This is a genomic window from Streptomyces sp. NPDC020801 (assembly GCF_044334385.1).
Classification (GTDB): Bacteria; Actinomycetota; Actinomycetes; order Streptomycetales; family Streptomycetaceae; genus Streptomyces.
The window spans coordinates 33,610-56,204 of sequence record NZ_JBIRST010000018.1; the positions used below are offsets into that span (position 1 = coordinate 33,610).

At 73.3% G+C, this 22,595-nt stretch carries 20 protein-coding genes and 2 pseudogenes; 10 read left to right on the forward strand and 12 right to left on the reverse strand.

All coding sequences use genetic code 11. The features are described from left to right. Nucleotides 1-35: 35 nt before the first annotated feature. The 3 genes from ACH4UM_RS30415 (at nucleotide 36) to ACH4UM_RS30425 (ending at nucleotide 4,138) form a co-directional block, all read left to right on the forward strand. Nucleotides 36-1,592, forward strand: coding sequence for a S8 family serine peptidase (locus tag ACH4UM_RS30415; protein ID WP_398186172.1), 1,557 nt, complete (start codon nucleotides 36-38; stop codon nucleotides 1,590-1,592). Between the two features lie 39 nt (nucleotides 1,593-1,631). Further along, a complete protein-coding gene (locus ACH4UM_RS30420; RefSeq protein WP_398186175.1) occupies nucleotides 1,632-3,032 on the forward strand; it encodes a CoA transferase in 1,401 nt (466 codons plus the stop codon). A 101-nt stretch (nucleotides 3,033-3,133) separates the two neighbouring features. Beyond that, the gene (locus ACH4UM_RS30425) at nucleotides 3,134-4,138 is read left to right on the forward strand and encodes a CopD family protein (protein ID WP_398186178.1); all 1,005 of its coding nucleotides are present in this window, start codon (nucleotides 3,134-3,136) and stop codon (nucleotides 4,136-4,138) included. A gap of 70 nt (nucleotides 4,139-4,208) precedes the next feature. Here ACH4UM_RS30425 and ACH4UM_RS30430 read toward each other — a convergent pair whose 3' ends face one another. From ACH4UM_RS30430 to ACH4UM_RS30455, 6 genes are all read right to left on the reverse strand, one after another. Next, nucleotides 4,209-5,252: a zinc-dependent alcohol dehydrogenase family protein gene (locus ACH4UM_RS30430; RefSeq protein ID WP_398186181.1), complete on the reverse strand. Its 1,044-nt coding sequence runs from the start codon at nucleotides 5,250-5,252 to the stop codon at nucleotides 4,209-4,211. A 123-nt stretch (nucleotides 5,253-5,375) separates the two neighbouring features. Continuing rightward, nucleotides 5,376-6,086: a VIT family protein gene (locus tag ACH4UM_RS30435; RefSeq protein WP_398186183.1), complete on the reverse strand. Its 711-nt coding sequence runs from the start codon at nucleotides 6,084-6,086 to the stop codon at nucleotides 5,376-5,378. Between the two features lie 112 nt (nucleotides 6,087-6,198). Further along, nucleotides 6,199-7,428 carry an amidohydrolase family protein gene (locus ACH4UM_RS30440; protein WP_398186185.1) on the reverse strand — a complete coding sequence of 410 codons (1,230 nt, stop codon included), beginning with the start codon at nucleotides 7,426-7,428 and terminating at the stop codon, nucleotides 6,199-6,201. Continuing rightward, nucleotides 7,425-8,708: an amidohydrolase family protein gene (locus ACH4UM_RS30445; RefSeq protein ID WP_398186511.1), complete on the reverse strand. Its 1,284-nt coding sequence runs from the start codon at nucleotides 8,706-8,708 to the stop codon at nucleotides 7,425-7,427. The genes ACH4UM_RS30440 and ACH4UM_RS30445 overlap by 4 nt, the downstream gene beginning before the upstream one ends. A gap of 24 nt (nucleotides 8,709-8,732) precedes the next feature. Continuing rightward, nucleotides 8,733-9,617, reverse strand: a complete 885-nt coding sequence (locus tag ACH4UM_RS30450; RefSeq protein WP_398186188.1) for an SDR family NAD(P)-dependent oxidoreductase — start codon at nucleotides 9,615-9,617, stop codon at nucleotides 8,733-8,735. Then, entirely contained in the window at nucleotides 9,617-10,414 is a 798-nt protein-coding gene (locus ACH4UM_RS30455; RefSeq protein WP_398186190.1) for an acetoacetate decarboxylase family protein, read from the reverse strand. Before ACH4UM_RS30455 ends, ACH4UM_RS30450 begins: the two co-directional genes overlap by 1 nt. Nucleotides 10,415-10,544: 130 nt before the next feature. On the opposite strand from ACH4UM_RS30455, the gene ACH4UM_RS30460 reads away from it, so the two are divergent. The 6 genes from ACH4UM_RS30460 to ACH4UM_RS30485 all read left to right on the forward strand — a co-directional run bounded on the left by ACH4UM_RS30460 (nucleotide 10,545) and on the right by ACH4UM_RS30485 (nucleotide 16,115). After that, a complete protein-coding gene (locus ACH4UM_RS30460) occupies nucleotides 10,545-11,162 on the forward strand; it encodes a TetR/AcrR family transcriptional regulator (RefSeq protein WP_398186193.1) in 618 nt (205 codons plus the stop codon). A 110-nt stretch (nucleotides 11,163-11,272) separates the two neighbouring features. Then, nucleotides 11,273-12,259, forward strand: a complete 987-nt coding sequence (locus ACH4UM_RS30465) for a DEDDh family exonuclease (RefSeq protein WP_398186195.1) — start codon at nucleotides 11,273-11,275, stop codon at nucleotides 12,257-12,259. A 78-nt stretch (nucleotides 12,260-12,337) separates the two neighbouring features. Beyond that, nucleotides 12,338-12,571: a hypothetical protein gene (locus tag ACH4UM_RS30470; protein ID WP_189708537.1), complete on the forward strand. Its 234-nt coding sequence runs from the start codon at nucleotides 12,338-12,340 to the stop codon at nucleotides 12,569-12,571. Between the two features lie 49 nt (nucleotides 12,572-12,620). Further along, complete coding sequence (locus ACH4UM_RS30475) at nucleotides 12,621-13,448, forward strand: SURF1 family protein (protein ID WP_398186198.1); 828 nt, start codon at nucleotides 12,621-12,623, stop codon at nucleotides 13,446-13,448. 106 nt (nucleotides 13,449-13,554) lie between these two features. Beyond that, a complete protein-coding gene (locus ACH4UM_RS30480; RefSeq protein ID WP_398186201.1) occupies nucleotides 13,555-15,354 on the forward strand; it encodes a glycoside hydrolase family 15 protein in 1,800 nt (599 codons plus the stop codon). A 5-nt stretch (nucleotides 15,355-15,359) separates the two neighbouring features. Next, entirely contained in the window at nucleotides 15,360-16,115 is a 756-nt protein-coding gene (locus ACH4UM_RS30485) for an SDR family oxidoreductase (protein WP_398186203.1), read from the forward strand. Between the two features lie 90 nt (nucleotides 16,116-16,205). Here ACH4UM_RS30485 and ACH4UM_RS30490 read toward each other — a convergent pair. The 5 genes and pseudogenes from ACH4UM_RS30490 to ACH4UM_RS30510 form a co-directional block, all read right to left on the reverse strand. After that, nucleotides 16,206-16,657: pseudogene (locus ACH4UM_RS30490) on the reverse strand (alkaline shock response membrane anchor protein AmaP). Between the two features lie 7 nt (nucleotides 16,658-16,664). Beyond that, nucleotides 16,665-16,903: pseudogene (locus ACH4UM_RS30495) on the reverse strand (DUF6286 domain-containing protein); the annotation flags it as partial. A 159-nt stretch (nucleotides 16,904-17,062) separates the two neighbouring features. After that, entirely contained in the window at nucleotides 17,063-17,890 is an 828-nt protein-coding gene (locus ACH4UM_RS30500; protein WP_398186205.1) for an enoyl-CoA hydratase/isomerase family protein, read from the reverse strand. 133 nt (nucleotides 17,891-18,023) lie between these two features. Next, nucleotides 18,024-18,245 carry a helix-turn-helix domain-containing protein gene (locus ACH4UM_RS30505; protein ID WP_398186208.1) on the reverse strand — a complete coding sequence of 74 codons (222 nt, stop codon included), beginning with the start codon at nucleotides 18,243-18,245 and terminating at the stop codon, nucleotides 18,024-18,026. 335 nt (nucleotides 18,246-18,580) lie between these two features. Then, entirely contained in the window at nucleotides 18,581-20,179 is a 1,599-nt protein-coding gene (locus ACH4UM_RS30510; RefSeq protein WP_398186211.1) for an ABC-F family ATP-binding cassette domain-containing protein, read from the reverse strand. Between the two features lie 214 nt (nucleotides 20,180-20,393). Here ACH4UM_RS30510 and ACH4UM_RS30515 point away from each other — a divergent pair, with 214 nt between their 5' ends. Beyond that, the gene (locus ACH4UM_RS30515; protein WP_398186214.1) at nucleotides 20,394-20,813 is read left to right on the forward strand and encodes a VOC family protein; all 420 of its coding nucleotides are present in this window, start codon (nucleotides 20,394-20,396) and stop codon (nucleotides 20,811-20,813) included. A gap of 207 nt (nucleotides 20,814-21,020) precedes the next feature. Here the strand turns inward: ACH4UM_RS30515 and ACH4UM_RS30520 are convergent, their stop codons facing one another. After that, entirely contained in the window at nucleotides 21,021-22,511 is a 1,491-nt protein-coding gene (locus tag ACH4UM_RS30520) for a hypothetical protein (RefSeq protein WP_398186217.1), read from the reverse strand. Nucleotides 22,512-22,595: the final 84 nt, after the last annotated feature.

The following is a 22,595-nucleotide window of genomic DNA, read 5'->3' on the forward strand; positions in this document are numbered from 1 at the left end:
CGGGCTGTTCTGTACCCGGATGATGTGGAGACCCCATGGCTCATCTGCGTTCCAGACGCCGGCTCGCCCTCGCCGTACCGGTCGTGCTGTCGCTGACCGCCTCGCTCGGCTTCCTTCCGTCGGCCGCGTCGGCGGCGCCCCGCGCGCAGTCCGCCGCGCGCACCGCCGACGCCCCCACCCTCGCCTACGTCGTCAACACCCGGACCGACCCTCACACGATCGCGAGCGTGCAGCGGGCGATCGGCGCGGCCGGCGGCACCGTCGTCGTGACGTACGACAGGATCGGCGTCATCGTCGTCCACTCCGCGAACCCGGACTTCGGCCGGCAGATGCGCGCGGTACGCGGGGTGCAGTCGGCCGGGGCCACGCGCACCGCGCCGCTGAGCGCGTCCGGGACGACCGACGAGGGCGCCGTGCAGTACCTGTCCAAGGCGGAGGCCGCGAAAGTGGAGCAGGCCTCGCAGGCCTCGCAGGCCTCGCAGGCGTCGGCGGGCGACACCGAGCCCCTCGAGGCCGACCAGTGGGACCTGCGGGCGATCGGCGCCGACCGGGCCGCGAAGATCGACCCGGGCAGCCGAAACGTCACGGTCGCCGTGATCGACACCGGTGTCGACGACACCCATCCGGACATCGCCCCGAACTTCTCCCCCGGCCAGTCCGCGAACTGCGTCAGCGGCAAGGCCGACACCACGTACGGCTCGTGGCGGCCGGTGGACGCCGACCACTACCACGGCACGCATGTGGCGGGCGAGATAGCCGCGGCCCGCAACGGCATCGGTGTCGCGGGCGTGGCGCCCGGCGTGAAGGTCGCCGGCATCACGGTCGCCCAGCCGGACGCGGGCCAGCTGTTCTATCCCGAAAGCGTCGTCTGTGCCTTCGTGTTCGCGGCCGACCACGGGGTGGAGATAACCAACAACAGCTACTACGTGGACCCGTGGCTGTACAACTGCCTCGACGACCCCGACCAGAAGGCCATCGTCGACGCGGTCAACCGGGCCCAGCTGTACGCACAGAGCCGGGGCACCCTCAACGTCGCCGCGGCCGGGAACTCCAATGACGACCTGGACTCCGACGCGCTCACCGACGGCTCCAGCCCCGACGACTCCACCCCCGTGAACCGGACGGTCGACCCGCACAAGTGCTTCGACGTGCCGACCCAGATGCCGGGCGTCGTCACGGTCAGCGCGGTCGGGGTCAAGGGCGCCAAGTCCTACTACTCCAGCTACGGCGCCGGCGTCATCGACGTCGCCGCACCGGGCGGCGACAAGTACCAGATCCCGGACACGCCGTCGAAGAACGGCCGCATCCTGTCCACGCTGCCGAACAACCAGTACGGCTTCCTCCAGGGCACGTCCATGGCCACCCCGCACGTCGCCGCCGTGGCCGCGCTGCTGAAGTCCGCCCACCCGCACGCGAACCCGGCCGAGTTGCAGGCGCTGCTCAAGGCCCAGGCGGACAACCCGGGCTGCCCGGCCGGCCCTTACGACGGGAACGGCGACGGGGTCGTGGACGCCACCTGCGTGGGCGGCAAGCGCGTCAACGGCTTCTACGGGTTCGGGATCGTCAACGCACTGGACGCGGTGACCCGATAGGTCCATATATTGATTCAGTCAATACTGCATAGTGCAGTCATGACTGACATCTCGTTCGTCTCGTCCGCATGGTCCGCGCTGGGCGGGGACCCCGCCCTTGTTCCGCGGATCACCCTCGTGGAGCGGGAGGGCGCGCTTTCGGCGCGCCTTCCCGTGCGGGATCTGGCACGCGCGTGCGTGGGTGCCTGTGCCCTGGCGGCCGCCGAGCTGGGGGCGCTGCGGGCGGGGCTCGCCGAGGTGCCCGGGGTACGCGTGGACGACGGGGCCGTCGCCACTGCGTTCGTCAGTGAGCGGCATCTGCTGGTCGACGGGCGGGCGCCGGTGTCCTTCGCACCGCTGTCGCGGTTCTGGCGGACCGCCGACGGCTGGGTGCGCACCCACGCGAACTATCCGCACCACCGGGAGCGGTTGCTCGCCGCGCTCGGGCCGGTGAAGGGCCCGGACACCGTCTTGGCCGTGCAGGCCGCGCTCGCCGAGCGCCCGGCCCTGGACGTCGAGGAGGCCGTATACGCCGCCGGGGGCCTTGCCGTCGCCCTGCGCACCCCCGAGGAGTGGGCGGCGCACGAGCAGGGGGCCGCGGTGGCCGCCCGGCCGCTGGTCGAGCGGGAACGGCTGGACGCGGCACGCGCGCGCGTGCTCACGCCCGTCGAGGGCGCTCCCCTGCTGCCCGCCGCCGGACTGCGCGTCCTCGACCTGACCCGGGTCGTCGCGGGCCCCGTCGCCACCCGCACCCTCGCCCTGCTGGGCGCGGACGTGCTGCGCGTGGACGCGCCACACCTGCCCGAACTGGCCGACCAGCACGCGGACACGGGCTTCGGGAAGCGCTCGGCGACGCTGGACCTGGAAGCAGCCGGAGCCCACTTGGAGGACCTGCTCGCCGGGGCGGACGTCGTCGTCACCGGCTACCGGCCGGGCGCCCTGGACCGGTTCGGGCTCTCCCCCGAGGCGCTGGCCGAGCGGCGGCCCGGGCTGGTCGTGGCGCAGTTGTCGGCGTGGGGCGGCCACGGCCCCTGGGGCGGCCGGCGGGGCTTCGACAGTCTCGTCCAGGCCGCCACCGGCATCGCGGCGATCGAGGGGGCGGCGGAGCACCCCGGTGCGCTGCCCGCGCAGGCCCTGGACCACGGCACGGGCCATCTCCTGGCGGCGGCGGTGCTGCGGGCGCTGACCGAGCAGTCCCACGAGGGCGGCAGCCGGGTCGTACGGCTGGCGCTGGCACGGACGGCGGCCTGGCTGACGGACGGGTCCGGGCAGGCGGCGGGTGTTCCGGTGGGGGCACGGGAGGGTGCCGCGTACTGCCGGCCCGACCCGTGGCTCGGCGAGAGCGGCAGCCGGATCGGGAGGCTGCGGTACGCCCTGCCGCCCGTCGCCTTCGCCGGTGGCCCCCGCGACTGGACGCGGCCGCCCGTGCCCTGCGGGTCGGACGCGGCCCGCTGGGCCTGAGTTCGGGAGGCGTCCGGCGAAGTGCCTTTGCCCGGAACGCCGTTCCCCCAGTTGCTTGCGCCCACTTGCCCCCGTTTGCGGCGGCTGGTGAAGATCCTGGGGTGACGCTGATACGACCGGCCGCCGAGGCGGGCGACACGCGTCGGACCGGGCGCCGTGGTGCGGCCGTCCGGGCCGCCGCCGTCCTCGCCCTGGTGGCCCTCGCCGCGCTGATCCCGCTGCTCGGCCCGTCGGCCGCCCTGCACGGCACCGGCGAGGCCGCCGCACCCGGCGTGGGCGGCGTGGCCCTGCTGCGTGGGGTGCTGTTCGCGGCCGTGTGCGTCCCCGTGGGCGAGCTGTTCGTGAACCGGCTGGCAAGCGGTGTCCCCGGCGCCACCGAGCCGCCGCGCAGCTGGTCCCTGTACGCGGCCGCCGCCGGCTTCCTCGCCGCCCTGGGCCTCGCCTGCGTGGTGGCGACCGGCAACCTGGTGCCGCACGGCCTGGCGCAGATCGACGTCGGCGGCCTCTACCGGACCCGGGACGGCTGCCTCGCCCTGCTGGAGGTCAACGCCTTCCTCCTCGCCGGCCTGTGCACGCTCTCGCGCCGCCCGGCGACCCGGATGTGGCCGCTCGCGGTGGTGATCGTGGCCGAGGCCCTGCGCGCGCACCCCGATGCCGAGCAGAGCCCGTTGGCGGGCTCGGCTCTCACGCTCGTGCACCTGACCTGCGCGGCCCTGTGGGCGGGCGGGCTGCTGTCCACCCTGCGCACCCTGCGGCGCCGGCACGGAGCCGAGGAGGGCGCCGTCCTGCTGGGCCGCTACGCGCGGGTGGCGGCCGCGCTGCTGGCCCTCGTCACCGCCACCGGTGTGTGGAGCACCCTGCGCCGGATGCCGGCGGACACCGTTCTGCACCAGCTGACGACGACCGCCTACGGGCGCGCCCTGCTCGCCAAGGTGATCCTGGTGGCCGGTGTGGCGCTGCTCGCCCTGTGGGCGCGCATCCGGCTGCGCCGGGCGCCCGACCCGCTGACCGCGTACGCCCCCGCGCGGGCGGAGGTCGTCCTCCTCGGCGTGGTGGTCGCGGTGTCGGGGCTGCTGACGGCGCTGCCGCTGCCGATCCACTGGTGAACGGGGCTCGGCCGGTGGCGGGTGCGGCCGGGGACGGATGCAGTCGGTGGCGGGTGCGGCCGGTGCGGGCTCAGCCGGTGACGAGCACCTTGAGCGCGACGCGCTCGTCCATGGCCTTGTAGCCGTCCGGGACGCCTTCCAGTCCGACCGTCATGTCGAAGACCGGCGAGGGGTCGATCGTCCCGTCGAGGACGTCGGGCAGCAGCTCCGGGATGTAGGCCCGGACCGGCGCGACTCCGCCGCGCAGCGCGATGTTCCGGTCGAACATGACGCCGAGGTCCAGCCCCGTCCCGCTGCCGTGCGGCACGCCCACGAAGCCGATGGCGCCGCCGTCGCGCGTGATGTGGACGGCCGTGCGCATCGACTGCTCGGTGCCGACCGCCTCGACGACCGCGTGTGCGCCCTGGCCGCGGGTGAGCTCGCGGACCGCCTCCACGGCCGCGTCGCCGCGCTCGGCGACGACGTCGGTGGCGCCGAAGCGGCGTGCAATGTCCGTGCGGGCCTCGTGACGGCCGAGGGCGATGATGCGCTCGGCACCCAGCCGCCTGGCGGCGAGCACCGCGCACAGGCCGACCGCCCCGTCGCCGACCACCGCGACGGTCGCTCCGGGCCGGGCACCCGCGCCGAGGGCGGCGTGGTGGCCGGTGCCGAGAACGTCGGACAGGGTCAGCAGCGCGGACAGCAGGTGGTCGTCGGAAGCGGCGTCCTTGGGCAGCCGGACGAGGGTGCCGTCGGCGAACGGCACCCGTACGGCCTCGCCCTGGCCTCCGTCGTGGCCCACGGAGCCCCAGAAGCCGCCGTGCTCGCAGGAGGTGGTCAGACCTTCGCGGCAGTGGTCGCAGACGCCGTCGGACCACACGAAGGGCGCGACGACGAGGTCCCCGCGCCGCACGCCGGTCACCTCGGAGCCGGTCTCCTCGACCACGCCGAGGAACTCGTGCCCGATCCGCTGGCCGGGCTGCCGTGCCGCCTCGCCCCGGTACGCCCACAGGTCGCTGCCGCAGATGCAGGCCCGCAACACCCGTACCACGGCGTCGGTGGGCAACTGCACCACCGGTTCGGGCACCTCCTCCACCCGCATGTCGTAGGGGGCGTGGATGGTGGTGGCGCGCATGGCGAGGATCCTTCTCGTTCTCGGCGGTGGTGCTGCGCTCGGGGGGTGGTCGAGCGCACCTCACCGTACGCCGTCGCCGGGGACCGCCCGTCGCGGGCCCGGGACCGGCGGGCGCCGGGCGTCCTAGATGCCGGCGGCTCCCAGCAGGGCGCCCGCCGCGTAGGTCACGGCCATGGCCAGTGCTCCGCCGGTCATGTTCCGCAGCACCGCCCGGCCCGGCTTCGCCGCACCCAGCCGCGCGCTGCTCCAGCCCGTGAGTACGAGGGCGGCCAGCACCGACACCACGGTGACCACGAGCCGCCAGGCCGCCGGCGGCAGCACGATCGCGAGCAGGGGCAGCAGGGCGCCGACCGTGAAGGCCAGGAAGCTCGCCCAGGCCGCGTGCCAGGGGTTGGTCAGCTCGTCGGGGTCGATGCCGAGCTCCACGCGCGCGTGGGCCCGGAGCGCGTCCCGCGCGGTGAGCTGTTCCGCCGCTTCCCGGGCCACCTCACGCGACAGACCGCGCTCCTGCAGCATGCGGGTCAGCTCCAGCAGCTCGGCCTCGGGCTGCTCGCGCAGCTCCCGCTTCTCCATGGCCAGCGCGGCCATCTCCGAGTCCCGCTGGGTCGACACCGACACGTACTCCCCCGCGGCCATGGACATCGACCCGGCGAGCAGGCCGGCCAGCCCGGCGGTCAGCAGGGCCGAGCGGGAGTCCGTCGCGCCGGCCACGCCGACGACCAGTCCCGCGGTGGACACGATGCCGTCGTTCGCGCCGAGGACGCCGGCCCGCAGCCAGTTGAGGCGGGAGCCGAGCGCGCCGCCGTGCGCCTCGTCATGCGTTGGTTCCGTCACAGCACGGAGGATCGCACGGTTACGGCACCGGACGGAGGATCGCACGGTTGCGGCACCGGACGGCGGATCGCACGGTTGCGGCACCGGACGGACGCACCGGGGGCGAGCACCCTCACCAGACCCGTACCGAAGCCCCCCGCGCGAACACCGGGCTGGTCGCGTCCGCCGGTGGTTCGGTCAGCGGCTCGGCCAGCTCCGCCACCGTCGGGCCCACCTTCGCCGCGATCGGGTCCAGGAGGCCGAGGTCGAAGCCGTAGACCCGGGCGGCGTTCCCGCCGACCATCGCGGCCACCTCGTCGCTGGGCAGGCCCGCGTACGCGCAGCGCAGGCCCTCCCGGGAGTACGGGTGGGTCCCCTCGTCGTGCGGGTAGTCGCTCCCCCACATGATCTTGCCGATGCCGATGCGGTGCCGCAGCGGCACCTCGTGCGGGCGCATGAAGCTGGCGCCGACATGGCAGTTGGCCCGCCACACCTCCCAGGGGCGGTCGCCCATGTGTTCCGCGAGACCCGCGCCGAACTTCGACTCCGCCGTGGCCGCCCTCGTCGCCGCCGCGACCAGCCGGCCGTGGTAGTAGTCCAGCATGTCGAGCACCCCGGGGATCCAGCCCGAGCCCTGCTCGGTCAGCACCAGGTTCAGGTCCGGGTGGCGGCGGAAGGCGCCGCCGAAGACCAGGTGCCACAGCGCGCGGTGCGAGAACCAGGTCGTCTCCACCATGAACACCGCGCGGGCCGCCGGTTCGCCGCCGAGCGGCGGGGACGCCGAGCCCGCGTGGTGGTTGACGGGGACGCCCAGCTCGGCGCAGACCGCCCAGATCGGGTCGTACGCCATCGAGTACAGCTCCGGCAGGCCGGAGCCGGGCGGGGTGCCGGGCAGCAGCACGCCGCCCGTCAGGCCCGCGCGGACCGCCCACCTGATCTCCTTCACGGCCTTCTCGACGTCGTTCAGGAGGATCTGGCAGACGCCGGCCCGGCGGCCGGGGGCCGCCGCGCAGAAGTCGGCCAGCCAGCGGTTGTGGGCGCGCAGGCCGGCCCAGCGGCGCTCGAACTCCGCCGCGGTCGGGGGCGGGGCCAGCAGGGAGCCGGACGGGAAGAACGGCGGGATGGTGTTCGGGAACACCACCTCCGCGACGATCCCGTCCTCCTCCAGCTCCGCCAGCCGGCGTTCGGAGTTCCAGTTCCGGTCGGCGGTGTCGGCGAGCAGGTCCTCGTAGGGGTTGACGTACACGGCCGCCCACGCGTCGAAGTCGTCGTGGTGCCGCCGCTCCAGGTACGGCCGGTAGTCGAGCAGGTCGGCGCCCGCGTGGCAGTCGGCCGAGATCACCGTGTAGCGGTCGTCGCTCACGGGGTCACTCCGAGGGCCGGGAAGTCCTCGCCGGTCAGCCAGTGCCGGCCCACCTCGCGCGAACGCGCCCAGGACGCCTCCACCGCCGCCTGGTCCTCCGGCTGGCCGAGGTCGGCCGGGGTCGGCCCGATGCGGCGGGCCAGCGGGGCGAGTTTGCGGGTGTCGAAGCCGAACGCCTCGACCGCGGCGAGCCCCAGCATGCGGCGGGTCTCGGCGACCGGGATGTCGTGGAAGGTGCGCCGCAGCCACGCGCGCGTGTCGGGCCAGGTGCCCTCGGGGTGCGGGAAGTCGCTGCCCCAGAGGATGTTGTCGACGCCGATCTCGTAGCGCTGGGCCAGTTCGCGGCGCTTGGTGTTGGTGGCGCAGACGAACACCTGCCCGTCGAGGTACTCGTGCGGCGGGCGCGTCAGCTCCGCGAAGGGGGACAGCTTCTTGCCGCCGTGCGCGCCGAGGTAGAGGCGGTCCATGAACCACAGCAGGTTCGGCAGCCACCAGCAGCCCGACTCGGCCACACCGAAGCGCAGTTGCGGGTGGCGCTCGAAGACTCCGGACCAGAGCAGGAACCACAGCGGCCGGGCCGGCCACCAGGTGACCTCGGAGACGTAGATGCCCAGATGGTCGCCGTACTCGTGGCGGGGGGCCGCGCCCGAGTGGGTGAGCACCGGCATCCCGCACTCCGCGGCCGCCGCCCACACCGGGTCGTAACGGCGGTCGTGGTAGGGCTCCTTGCCGGCCCACATGGCCGGGATCATCAGCGCGCCGAGACCGGACTCCCTGGCCCGGTGGATTTCGGCGACCACCTCGGGCACCTCGGCGGTGACGGGCAGCAGGGCCACTCCGCAGTGCCGTTCGGGATGCTCGCGGACGAACTCCGCCAGCCAGCGGTTGTGCGCCTGCGCGCCCGCCATGCCCAGCTCCGGGTCCTGGTCGCCGGACAGGCCGAGACCCACGCCGAAGGGCGCCGCGGTCCGGCTGTCGACGGCGTCGGCGTCCGGGAAGACCACCTCGGCGGCCACCCCGTCGCCGTCGAGCTCCTTGAGCCGCTGGGCGCTGTCCCAGCCTCCGCGCAGGCCCTCCTCGTTGTCCTGGAACCACTTGTCCGCGAACGCCTCGTTGCGGATGCCCAGGCGTGTCATCTCCGCGCGGCGGCGGTCGCGGCCCGCGAGGAACTCGTCGAAGTCCCGGTGGAAGCGGGAGTCCAGATACGGCCGGTACTCCTCGGTGGGCAGTCCGGCGTGGCAGTCGGAGGAGATGATCAGATACGGGTCCCGGTCGGTCACGGCGTCGGTCACGGCGGCCTCCTCTCAGTCCAGGACGAAGCTTTCGAGGTACGACGGGTTCGCGCGGTCGAGCATCGAACGGGCCCGGGCGCGGATCCGGTCGTCGCTGTGCTCGCTCGGCGGCAGCAGCCAGAAGCGGTCCGCGCGGATGCCGTCCACGACGAGCTCCGCGACCTCCTCGACGGGGGTGAACCGGACCTCCCTGCCCACCGCCCGCATCGCGGCCTCCCACTGGCCGAGGCTGCGGTACGGGGTCCTGCGGGGCCGCTGCTTGGCGTAGCGGGCCGGCCGGTTGCGGTACGACTCCCACAGGCCGGTGCGCAGCATGTGCGGCCCGGGAAAGAGGACGGACGCCCCCACGCGCGCGTGCTCCGCCTTCAGGTGCGCGTACAGGGACTCGGTCAGGGTGACGACGGCCGCCTTGGTGACGGCGTACACGGAGGCGGTGGGCAGGGGCGCGATGCCTCCGTCGCCGGAGGAGGTGTTGACGACGTGGCCCGGCTCGCCGGAGGCGATCATGCGGGGCAGGAACGCCTGGACGCCGTGGAAGACGCCCCAGACGTTGACGGCGAAGGCCCACTGCCAGTCGTTGGGGTCGTGCTCCCACATGCGGCCCTCGGCGCCCGAGCCGACCCCGGCGTTGTTGCACAGGACGTGGACGGCGCCGTACGTCTCGTACGCCGACTCGGCGAGGTCGCGCACCTGGTCGCGCTCGCCGACGTCGACCACGCGCGCGTGCACCTCGGCGCCGTCCGCGCGGAGGTCCGCCGCCGCCTTGTCCAGGGCCGCCTCCTCCACGTCGGCGAGGACCACCTTCAGGCCCTCGGCCGCGAACCGCCGGGCCATGGCCAGCCCGATCCCGCTCGCCGCACCGGTGACGACGGCCACCTGCCCGCTGCCGAGTTCCATCACCGGCTCCCTTCGGGTGGGCCGTCGTGGATCTGCAGCGGGTCGTCGTAGCGCTGGTGGACATACGGCAACAGGGCCTGTGCGTCGACCCGTTCGACGACCCGGCCGCGCTGGTCGCTGGTCTTCTCACCGAGCGTGATCTCTGTCAGGCGGCGCACGGGGAGGTCGGCGACCGGGTCGCAGGCCGACTCGCGCAGCACGACCTCCCCGGTGACCCGCTCCAGCCGGCGCACCTTCTCGTGGCGCACGCAGTGCACCAGTACCGGGTCGGCGTCGAAGCCGGAACCGTCCACGGCGGGCAGGAACTTGAAGTAGAAGTCGGTCTTCGGTGCGGGCGGTGGCGGCACCAGCTCCCCGGCGACCGTGCCGCGCACCTCCACGAAGGCGATGCCGTGCCGGGCCAGAACGGCCCGTACGAGATCGCCGTCGCGCTCGACGGTCACCTCGCCGAGCTTCTTCGGCTCCCCGAAGACCTCCCGGCCGCCGGTCAGGGCCCGTTCCTGGGTCATCGGCATGACCAGCGGGTACCAGCCGTCGACGCCGTCGTGGGCGGCGGCGACGGCGAAGGAGCCGGCACCCAGGGGGTAGCCGGGAAGGTCGACCTTGCTGATGTTCACCCGGACGAGTGGACTGCCGGTGGGTTTCAGAGGTGGTGGCAGGACCGCCGCGACCGCGTCCGGGTCGGTCTCCCACAGGGCCACCACGCCGGTGGACCAGATGTCGGGAAGCCGCGCGGCCGCGGTGCGCGCGGCGGCGGTCTCCGCCTCGGTCCGCGCTCCGTAACGTACGCGTGCCATGTGCCGTACCGCCCTTCTCCTGATGGGCCGTCAGTCACCTGTAACACAGTTACAGCAGTCTCCGGCGCGGGTAAACACCCATGCACACCCAGAACTCGGAAGGGAAGCCGGAAGCAGGTCGGAGGCGGTCGTGGCGAGAGGTGCACTGACCCGGGAGGAGATCCTGGCGGCCGCGGCCGGCCTGGTGCGGCAGCAGGGTCCGGGCACGCTGACCATGCGCAAGCTCGCCGCCGAGCTGGGCACCGCCGTCACCTCGATCTACTGGCACGTCGGCAACCGCGAGGCACTGCTCGACGCGCTCGTCGAGCGGACCGTCGCCGACCTGGGCGAGATCCGGCCCTCGGGGCGCACCCCCGAGCAGCGCGTCGTCTCCGTCGCGCGTGAACTGCGCCGGCAACTGCGGGACCGTCCGCACCTGGTGGCGATGGTGCACGAACGGGGGCTGACCGAGCGGATGTTCCTGCCCGCCCAGCAGGCCCTGGTGGTTGAGGCGCACGCGGCGGGGCTGCGCGGTGCCCGGGCCGCCGAGCTGGTACGCGCCGTGCAGTTCCACGTGGTCGGCCATGTGCTGGTGGAGCGCAACCGCGAACGCGCCCCGGCACAGCACCCGGCCGAGGAGGAGCTGTGGAGCGGCGCGGCCGCCGGGAACGACCCTGCGCTGGCCCGCGCGCTGGCCCGTCCGGTGGACCCGGAGCGACTGTTCCTCGGCTCCGTACGGGCGTTGGTGCGGTCCCTGCTCGCCCGGTAGGGATATGCCCGCTTCCTTATGCTTGGCGAATTGTGCGCGCTCACGTGCGCACACACCGCCCGGGGCGGTCGCGCTCGGACTGTCGGTAGTGGCCCGTATCCTCATGAACCATGCTCGAAGACCGCATGAGGGCAGCGTCCTCCCCCACACCGTGGCCGGCCGCGTATCCGCAGGGATACGCGGTCGTTGACGTGGAGACCACCGGCCTGGCCCGGGACGACCGCATCATCTCCGCGGCGGTCTACCGGCTGGACGCGCGCGGCGAGGTCGAGGACCACTGGTACACGACGGTCAACCCCGAGCGCGATCCGGGTCCGGTGTGGATCCACGGGCTGACGAGCGAGGCACTCGAGGGCGCGCCGCTCTTCGCGGACATTGCGGCGGAGTTCGCCGAGCGGCTGGCGGACCGGGTGCTCGTCGCGCACAACGCGGTGTTCGACTGGCAGATGATCGCCCGGGAGTACGCGCGCGCGAGCCGGGTGGCGCCGGTGCGGCAGCGGCTGTGCACCATCGCGCTCGCCAAGGAGCTGGACCTGCCGCTGCCGAACCACAAGCTGGAGTCGCTGGCGGCGCACTTCGGCGTCGTCCAGCAGCGGGCGCACCACGCGCTGGACGACGCGCGCGTGCTGGCGGAGGCGTTCCGGCCCAGTCTGCGGGCCGCGGCGGCGGGTGGTGTCCGGCTGCCGCTGCTGGAGTGCCGTCCGCTGACGGAGTGGTCGGACCGGCCCGTGCCCCGGCAGCCGTCGGGCGGCTACGGCGGCTACCGGCCGGGCAGTTGGCGCCCGTCCCGCAAGAGGCCCGCATGTCCCTATCCCAACCCGGGCCGCTACGAAGAGGGCAAACGGCTCAAGCAGGGCATGCGGGTCGCCTTTTCCGGTGACACCTCGGTCGACCGCGAGCTGCTGGAGGACCGGGCGACCGGGGCCGGGCTGCACATCGCCACCAGCCTGTCCCGGCTGACCAGCCTGCTCGTCACCAACGACCCCGACTCGGGCACGACGAAGGTGGCCAAGGCGCGCCAGTACGGCACACCGGTGGTCGACGAGGCGGCGTTCGGCCAGCTGCTCGGGGATGTGGAGCCGGCGGACGGCGGCTGACGGACGTACGGGTGATTACCGGGCGACTCGCCCACCGCCCGCTCGCCCGCACGGCGGCCACGGCTCACTCTGTGGCGCATGGCGAGATGTGAAGTATGCGGCAATGACTACGGAATGACCTTCGAGGTGCACGCCCAGGGCTCGGTGCACGTCTTCGACTGCTTCGCCTGCGCGATCCACCGCATGGCGCCGATCTGCGAGCACTGTCGTGTCCAGATCATCGGGCAGGGCGTCGACGTCGACGGGCACTGGTACTGCGGTGCGCACTGCGCCCGCGCGGAGGGGAGGGTCGGAATCGTCGACCGCGTCTGAGCACACCCCTGCCGAGAACACCCCACGGCCCGAGAGGTACCGTCGTGGGGTGTACCGCTTCCTGTTGACCCGCCAGTGGGTGATCCTCACCCTCGTGGCGCTCCTGCTCATCCCGACGATGATCTGGCTGGGTTTCTGGCAGCTGCACCGCCACGACCACCGGCAGGCGCTGAACAAGGTGATCAACGCCTCGCTGGCGGCCAAGCCCGTGCCCGCCGAGTCGCTCACCTCGGCCGGCGGGTCGGTCGCGCACGACGACATCTACCGCCGGGTGACCGCGAGGGGTCACTTCGACACCGCCCACGAACTGGTGGTGCGGCGGCGGACGAACACGGACGACCAGGTCGGCTATCACGTGCTGACCCCCTTCGTGGTGGACGACGGCAGGGTCCTCCTCGTCAACCGCGGCTGGGTCCCCTCACCCGCCTCGCAGACCTCCTTCCCGAAGATCCCGGTACCCGCCGCGGGCGAGATCACGGTCACCGGCCGGCTGATGCAGGACGAGACGACGGCCGCGAGCGGCATCAAGAACGTCAAGGGGCTGCCGGACCGCCAGATCATGCTGATCAACAGCGAGCAGATCGGCGCGCTGCTGCGTGACTCGGGCGACACCTCCGCCAAGGAGGTACTCGGCGGCTACATCGAACTGGTCTCGCCCGCACCCAAGGACGGCGGCCCCGAGCTGCTCCCGTCGCCCAAGGAGGACAGCAGCTGGATCGGCATAGGGGACATCAACCTGCCGTACGCCATCCAGTGGTGGCTGTTCGCGGCGGGCGTCCCGGTCGGCTGGCTGATCCTGGCCCGCCGCGAGGCCCGCGAACGGGCCCGGGCGACGGGCCGGGAAGCGGCGCGGGAGACGGAAGCAGCGGCGGTGTAGGCAGCCTCCGCCGGGCGGGGAGCGCGGCCCCCCGTGGCGGCCGGCCGTTTCACCCGCGCGGCCCGTCCCTGATTGACCCCGCGGTCCGCCGGGAATCCGGACATCCGTGCATCCGCGGATCGAGGACTACGCGCTCATCGGTGACGAGCAGACCGCCGCCCTGGTCGGCAGGGACGGTTCGGTCGACTGGCTGTGCCTGCCCCGCTTCGACTCCGGCGCCTGTTTCGCCAGACTGCTCGGCGACGAGGACAACGGCCACTGGCGCATCGCGCCCAAGGGCGCCACGGGTCCCTGCACTCGCCGCGCCTACCGTCCGGACACCCTCGTCCTCGACACCGAGTGGGACACCCCGGAGGGTTCCGTACGCGTCACCGACCTGATGCCGCAGCGGGACCGCGCTCCCGACCTCGTCCGCGTGGTGGAGGGCCTGAGCGGCCGGGTGACCGTGCGCAGCACGCTCCGGCTGCGCTTCGACTACGGCTCGATCATCCCGTGGATGCGCAGGGCCGACGGCCACCGGGTCGCCGTCGCCGGGCCCGACTCCGCCTGGCTGCGCAGCGAGCCCCAGGTGCGCACCTGGGGCGAGGACTTCGGCACACACGCGGAGTTCACCGTCGCCGAGGGCGAGAGGGTGGCCTTCGTCCTGACCTGGCACCCCTCGCACGACCCGCGCCCGCCGCTGATCGACCCCTACCAGGCCCTGGAGCACAGCGTCGCCGACTGGAGGGTCTGGGCGGCGCGCTGCCGCTACGACGGCCCGCACCGGGACGCCGTGGTCCGCTCCCTGATCACCCTCAAGGCACTCACCTACGCCCCCACCGGCGGCATCGTCGCCGCCCCCACCACCTCCCTGCCCGAGGAACTGGCCGGCGTACGCAACTGGGACTACCGCTACTGCTGGCTGCGCGACTCCACCCTCACCCTGAACGCGCTGCTGGCGGTCGGCTACCAGGAGGAGGCCGAGGCCTGGCGGAACTGGCTGCTGCGCGCGGTCGCGGGCAGTCCGGCGGACCTGCAGATCATGTACGGCCTCGCGGGCGAGCGGCGACTGCCGGAGTACGAGCTGCCGTGGCTGTCCGGCTTCGCCGGCTCGGCGCCCGTGCGAATCGGCAACGACGCCGTCAGGCAGCTCCAGCTCGACGTGTACGGGGAGGTCATGGACTCGCTGTCGCTGGCCCGGCGTTCGGGCCTTTCCCCCAAGCCGCACATATGGTCGATGCAGTGCGCGCTGCTGGACTTCCTGCGCCGGGCGTGGCGGCAGCCCGACGAGGGGCTGTGGGAGGTGCGCGGCGGGCGGCGCCACTTCGTGCACTCCAAGGTGATGGTGTGGGTGGCCGCCGACCGCGCGGTGCGCACGCTGCAGGAGGACCCGTCGCTGCGCGGCGACCCGGACGGCTGGCGGGCGCTGCGCGACGAGGTGCACCGCGAGGTGTGCGACCAGGGGTACGACCCCGAGCGGAACACCTTCACGCAGTACTACGGTTCGCGTGAGCTGGACGCCTCGCTGCTGCTCATCCCGCGCGTGGGCTTCCTGCCGCCGGACGACCCACGGGTGGTCGGCACCGTCGACGCGGTCCGCGCGGAGCTGGGCGAAGACGGTCTGGTACGCCGCTACGGCACGGACTCGGCGACCGTCGACGGGCTGCCCGGCGGCGAGGGCACCTTCCTCGTGTGCTCGTTCTGGCTCGCCGACGCGCTGCACATGACCGGCCGGACGAAGGAGGCCCGGGAACTGTTCGAACGGCTGGTGGGTCTGGCCAACGACGTGGGGCTGCTGGCGGAGGAGTACCAGGTGGACGGCGCATCCGGGTCCGGCCGGCAGCTGGGCAACTTCCCGCAGGCGTTCAGCCACATCGGCCTGGTGAACACCGCCCTCGCCCTGTACGGGGACGAGCGGGCAGGATAGGGGCCATGGATCTTGGACTGAAGGACCGGGTGTACGTCGTCACCGGGGCGACGCGCGGACTGGGGAACGCGGCCGCGCGCGAGCTGGTCGCCGACGGGGCGAAGGTGGTCATCACCGGGCGGGACGGTGAGCGCGTCGCAGACGCGGCGGCCGAGCTGGGCCCGAACGCCGTCGGAGTGGCCGTGGACAACGCGGACGCCGAGGCTCCGGCACGGCTGATCGCGGCCGCGCACGAGCACTTCGGCGGCTTCGACGGCGTCCTCGTCAGCGTCGGCGGGCCGCCGCCCGGCTTCGTCGCGGACAACACCGACGAGCAGTGGCAGGCGGCGTTCGAGTCGGTGTTCCTGGGCGCGGTACGGCTGGCCCGGGCGGCTGCGGCCGAGCTGGAGGCCGGCGGCGTCATCGGTTTCGTGCTGTCCGGTTCGGTGTACGAGCCGATTCCGGGGCTGACCATCTCCAACGGTCTGCGGCCCGGTCTCGCCGGGTTCGCCAAGTCCCTCGCGGACGAGCTGGGGCCGCGCGGCATCCGGGTCGTCGGACTGCTGCCGGCCCGTATCGACACCGACCGGGTGCGCGAGCTGGACGGGCTGTCGGCGGACCCGGAGGCGACCCGGGCGGCGAACGAGTCGCGCATTCCGCTGCGGCGGTACGGGATGCCGCAGGAGTTCGGACGTGCGGCGGCGTTCCTGCTGTCACCGGGGGCCTCCTATCTGACCGGGATCATGCTGCCGGTGGACGGCGGGATGCGGCACGGCTTCTGAGCTCTCACCCCGGCTTCCGGCTCCTCACCCTGGCTTGCGGCTTCCGGCCTCTCACCCTGGCTTCCGGCTTACGGGTTCCGGCAGGGCACGTCAACTGACGTGTTCCGCCCGGTGCTTGACGGCCCGCAGTCTCACCTCCGCCGGGAGCGCCGTGAGGCCGGCCGAGTCCCGGGCCCGGGCCAGTGAACGGCTCGTGAGGCCGTCCAGCGCCACCCCCCGGGTCCACGTGCGGCTCCAGCAGGAGCCGCACCCGGGGCGCGGGGGCGTCGCGGCGGCCCGTCAGGTGGACATGGGCGCGCGCCACACCGTCCAACTGGTCCGCGTCACCGGGTCCGCTCGGCGGTGCTGCGCAGCACGTCGTGCCGTCCGGTGGGGAGCCACCACGAGGGCGGCCGCACCCGGCCCGGCCGCGAGCACTGCACCGCCGGCACCGGCAGCACCGCCAGCACCAGCACCAGCACCAGCACCAGCACCAGCACCAGCACCAGCACCAGCACCAGCACGACGAGCCCGGTCAGCACCCGGTTGACGGCCCTGAGCACCGCCCTGGTCCCGGAAGTGCGAGACCACGCGACCTGGGCCCTTCTGCGGCGCAGCCGGACACGGACCGACTGCACGCCGGCGCTCTCCATGGCCCGGTCGCGCCGCACGAGCGCGGCGGCGTCCCGGTACGGCCCCGCCCGTACGCCGGGGTGGGTGCGCCGCATCGGCAGCAGGTGCCGCAGGCCGGGGATGGCGGCGAGCACGAGCAGCCACAGGCCGAGGACCGCGGCGACGCCGGCGTCGGCCGGGCCCCAGTGGGACAGAGGTCCCCTGCCGGGCCGGCGCGCCCGGAGGGCGCGGCCGTGCCGCGGTTCGGGGCGGCCGGACACGGCCGTCGCCGCGGCCGCGCACGGCCGCACCCCGGCCGCGCCCGGAGGCGTGGTGGGGCCGGGCGAGTGGTGGGGTCAGTCGCCGATGCCGGCCAGGTCGCGCAGGCGGCGGGCCTGGGCCGCGCGTTCGGCGGCGCGCTGCTCCTCGTAGGAGCGGCCCTGGGTGCCCTGAAGCAGCGCCTTGGTCTCGACCACGGCGCTGCGGGGCGCGGCGAGGATCGCCGCGGCCAGGTCCCGCACCGCACCGTCGAGCTGGTCCACGGGCACGGCGAGGTTCGCCAGCCCGCTGTTCACCGCCTCCGCGGCGGTCACGAACCGGCCGGTCACGCAGATCTCCAGCGCGCGGGCATAACCGACCAGCCCCACCAGCGGATGGGTGCCGGTGAGGTCCGGTACCAGCCCGAGGCTGGTCTCGCGCATGGCGAACTGCACGTCGTCCGCGACGACACGCAGGTCACAGGCGAGGGCGAGCTGGAAACCCGCCCCGATGGCGTGCCCCTGCACGGCGGCGATCGACACGATGTCGCTGCGCCGCCACCAGGTGAACGCCTCCTGGTACTCGGCGATGGTCGCGTCCAGCTCGGCGTCGCCGCCGCGCGCGAGGTCGATGAACGACGGCTCGCCGTCGAAGCCCTCGGGCGTGAACGCCTGCCGGTCGAGGCCCGCGGAGAAGGACTTGCCCTCGCCGCGCAGCACCACGACACGGACGGAGCCCGGCAGCAGCCGCCCGGCCTCGGTGAGCGCCCGCCACAGAGCGGGGCTCTGCGCGTTGCGCTTGGCCGGGTTGGCCAGCGTCACCGTGGCGATCGCGTCGTCGACGGTGAGCCGTACGCCGTCCTTGTCGAGTACCGGCTCGAGTACTGGGTCGATTACCGGTTCAAGGTCGTGCTCGGGCGAAGCCATGGGGCGCCTCCGATGGGTGCGGTCGTCCTGGATGCCCTCGGGGCATCGTAAGTGACTGCACAGTAACCACCCGGCCGATCGGTCGACCGACCGGGTGGCCACCATCGAAGGCCGATGGGGCGCCCGCGGTCGGTCAGGCCGACGCGGACTTCTTGCCCCGTGTCGCCCCGCCACGCCCGCGGAGCGTGACGCCCGACTCGCTGAGCATCCGGTGGACGAAGCCATACGAGCGGCCGGTTTCCTCGGCCAACGCCCGAATGCTCGCACCGGCGTCGTACTTCTTCTTCAGGTCTGCCGCGAGCTTGTCGCGCGCGGCGCCGGTCACCCGGCTGCCCTTCTTCAGAGTCTCGGCCACCCGTGCCTCCTCATGGGAAGTGCGCTCTGGTCTCCTCATGATCACCCCTCCGGGGCGCGATGGCCACCCATTCGGCAAGGTCCGTGAGACAGGCTTGTGACGACAGGGGCGCGTCCCCACAAGTGGAATCGCTCCTTCCATACGGCGACGTCCATACCGCCGAACGGGTTCTTCCGCGAAGTGCCAGGTCACAGGCGCGCGACGGCCGAGCCCTTGGCAGATAAGGGCTCGGCCGGGAAATCGATGTACGACACACCTCGATACGAGGAGATCTCACACAGATGATGGATCACCAATGGGCCGAATGATCCAGACGCAGTTGATCAGCCGTTCGATCAAGCGAGGGCGACGAGATCCGCGTAGTCGGCACCCCACAGGTCCTCGACACCGTCGGGCAGCAGAATGATCCGCTCCGGCTGCAGCGCCTCCACCGCGCCCTCGTCGTGCGTGACGAGGACGACCGCGCCCTTGTAGGTGCGCAGCGCGCCGAGGATCTCCTCACGGCTGGCCGGGTCGAGGTTGTTGGTGGGCTCGTCCAGCAGCAGGACGTTGGCGGAGGAGACCACCAGGGTCGCGAGCGCCAGACGGGTCTTCTCGCCGCCGGAGAGGACCCGGGCCGGCTTGTCGACGTCGTCGCCGGAGAACAGGAAGGAGCCCAGCACCTTGCGGACCTCGACGAGGTCCATGTCGGGGGCGGCCGAGCGCATGTTCTCCAGGACCGTGCGGTCCGCGTCCAGGGTCTCGTGCTCCTGGGCGTAGTAGCCGAGCTTGAGGCCGTGGCCGGGGACGACGTCGCCGGTGTCGGGCTTCTCGACTCCGCCGAGGAGCCGCAGCAGGGTCGTCTTGCCGGCGCCGTTGAGCCCGAGGATGACGACCCGGGAGCCCTTGTCGATGGCCAGGTCGACGTCGGTGAAGATCTCCAGCGAGCCGTACGACTTGGACAGGCCCTCGGCCATCAGCGGGGTCTTGCCGCAGGGTGCGGGCTCCGGGAAGCGGAGCTTGGCGACCTTGTCGGACTGGCGGACCGCCTCCAGACCGGAGAGCAGCTTGTCGGCACGGCGGGCCATGTTCTGCGCGGCGACCGTCTTGGTGGCCTTGGCGCGCATCTTGTCGGCCTGCGCGTTCAGGGCGGCGGCCTTCTTCTCGGCGTTGGCGCGCTCGCGCTTGCGGCGCTTCTCGTCCGCCTCGCGCTGCTGCTGGTAGAGCTTCCAGCCCATGTTGTAGACGTCGATCTGGGCGCGGTTGGCGTCCAGGTAGAAGACCTTGTTCACGACCGTCTCGACCAGGTCGACGTCGTGCGAGATGACGATGAAGCCACCGCGGTAGGTCTTCAGGTAGTCGCGCAGCCAGACGATCGAGTCGGCGTCGAGGTGGTTGGTCGGCTCGTCGAGGAGCAGGGTGTCCGCGTCGGAGAAGAGGATGCGGGCCAGTTCGATACGGCGGCGCTGGCCGCCGGAGAGCGTGTGCAGGGGCTGGCCGAGCACCCGGTCGGGCAGGTTGAGCGCGGCGGCGATGGTGGCGGCCTCGGCCTCGGCGGAGTACCCGCCCTTGGTGAGGAACTCCGTCTCCTGCCGCTCGTACTGCTTGAGCGCCTTCTCCCGGGTGCTGCCCTTGCCGCTGGCGATGCGCTGCTCGTTCTCGCGCATCTTGCGGATCAGCACGTCGAGGCCGCGCGCGGAGAGGATGCGGTCACGGGCGAGCACGTCGAGGTCGCCGGTGCGGGGGTCCTGCGGGAGGTAGCCGACCTCGCCGGAGCGGGTGACGTTGCCCGCGGCGGGGATGCCGTCGCCGGCCAGGACCTTGGTGAGGGTGGTCTTGCCCGCGCCGTTGCGGCCGACCAGGCCGATGCGGTCGCCCTTGGCGACGCGGAAGGTGGCGTTCTCGATGAGGATGCGGGCACCGGCGCGCAGCTCGATGCCGGAAGCGGAGATCACGGACAGACTCCAGGGCGGGTGGGGTGGCGGGATGGGCGGCTGAGGACGTTCCCGCCGTCTAATGCGCGAGGAGAATGGCCATGGGGCCAGTCTAACGGGGGCGTGCAAGCGTTTTTCCCGGGTGTTTGCGGCGGGGCGTTGTCAGTGGCGGGTGCCAGACTGAGCGGCGAACCGGATCTTTCGGCAAGTACCGACGCACAAGGGAGTGATCGGCATGGCAGGCACGGCAGGCACCGCAGCGCGCCCCAGCATCTGCCCCACGCTGCTGTACGCGGACGCCAGGGCGGCCCTCAAGCAACTCACCGAGGCCCTCGGCTTCACCGAGCTGTCGTTGTACGAGGACGAGGACGGCCTGGTCCAGCACGCCGAGCTGGTACAGGGCAACGGCGCGGTGATGCTCGGCTCGAAGGGCCGCGGGGGCCGCTTCGACGAGGCGATGCGCGGCGCGGGCCCGGCGGGGGTGTACGTCGTGGTGGACGACGTGGACGGCCACTACCAGCGGGCGGTCGATCACGGGGTGGAGATCCTGATGCCCCCGACGGACCAGGACTACGGCTCGCGGGACTACATGGCCCGGGACGTCGAGGGCAACATCTGGAGCTTCGGCACCTACGCGCCCCGCATCGAGGGCTGAGCCGGGCCGCCGGGGCCGACCGGGATCGGCGGACAGGACCTAGCTAGTGCTGCGACCGGAAGGGTTCACCGACTCGCGACGCCCGGCACGGCACCTCGCCGCGTTGTCGCATCACCCGAGTACATCCAGTACGCGGGCGATGCTCCGCCCTGCGATGCACCGCACCGGACGCCGCGGGCTTTCCGGCAAACCCTTCCGGCCACAGCACTAGCTGCCGCCGGTGTGCACCTGGAAGGCGGCCCGGCGGACCGCCTTCGCCAGGGCCGGGTCGGGGTGGGCGGCGGCGAGCGCGACCAGCACCTGCACGGTGCGGGGATGGCCCACGGCCCGCACCTCGTCGAGCAGCGCGGGGACGGTGGGCTGCACCGCGGACTCCAGGTGGCGGACGAGCATCGGGGCCTCGCCGTGGTCGGCGACGGCGGCGGCGGTGTCCACCCAGAGCCAGGTGGCCTCGTCCCGGGTGAGCACCTCGTGGGCGTCCTCGGGGTCGACGCCGTCGTGCTCGGCCAGCCACAGCAGGGCGTAGGGCCGCAGCGCCGGCTCGTCGAGCACGGAACGCACGTCGGGCTCGGCGGGGGCGCCGACCACCCGCAGCGCCTCGAAGGCAAGTCCGCGCAGCAGGGCGTCCTCGCCGCGGGCGGCGCCGAGGAGTTCGGTGACGGCGCTGCCGACGGGGCGGGCGGCGAGCCAGGCGCGGTACTCGGCCCGGGCCGCGTTCGGGCGCAGCTGGGCACAGCCGCGGAGCATGTCCTCGGCGGACTGCTCGATGTTGCCGGCGGGGCTCTGGGCGGCGACGCAGATCTGCTCCAGCTTGACCCAGACCGCCCAGCTGCCGAGCGGGGTGAGCGTGGCCTGCCCGTCGCCGTAGGTGAGGGCCCCGACGGAGGCGAGGGCGCGCAGGGCCCAGTCCAGGAGGGGGGCGAGCGAGGTGCCGGCGACGGGCGCGGCGACGGTGCCGGCGTCGGTGGAGACGGCAACGGCAACGGCCGGGGCGGCCGAGGCCGCCGGACCGGCCGGCTCGGGGGCGGCCGAGGCCGGGGCCATGGGGTCGGGCTGCGGGCCGTAGGGGACCTCGCAGCGTTCGGTGCGCAGTTCGGTGACGCGCTGCTGGAGGAGGTCGAGGAGCTGGTCCACGGGGACGGGGCCGGCGGACAGCTGGAGGAAGGAGAGCACCTGCGGCATGGCCGAGACGACCTCGGCGACGGCGGCGGCCTCATGGCCGCCGGGCTCCGGGCAGGCGAGCGACCAGGCGTCGAAGAGTGCGACCCAGCCGCGCAGTACGGCGCTGTCGTCGCGGTCCCAGGCGCGCAGCCGCCAGCCGGGGCGGGCGTTGTCACCGTGCACCTCGACGAGGCCGGCGAGGCGGGCGGTGTCCCAGTCGGCGCGGACCTGAGCGGTGGTCAGGCCCAGGTCGCCGGCCGCCCGTTCGGCGGTCGCCTCCGAGAGGGTGGCCTTGCCGTCGGCGGTCGCCCCGTCACGGCCGGGGCCCAGGGCGGCGTCCGCCCAGCGGGCGACGCGGGCCGCGCCCGCCAGACCGGAACGCGCCATTCTGGCCAGCTCCGCGGGCGCCGGGGTGCCCTCCGGGGGGCGCGGTGCGGGGCGGCGCGAGCGCCGCTGGTTCACGGCTCGGGGGGCGGCGGCCAGGGGTCGCGGGCGGACGAGTCGAAGCCTGGAGTCGCGCGGGATACGGGACGTCACGGGTGCAGTCTTCCGGTTGACGGTCCGAAAACCCAAACGGAATGTCACCGCGGGCGACGGGGATGGCCAACGCAGGGGTCCCGA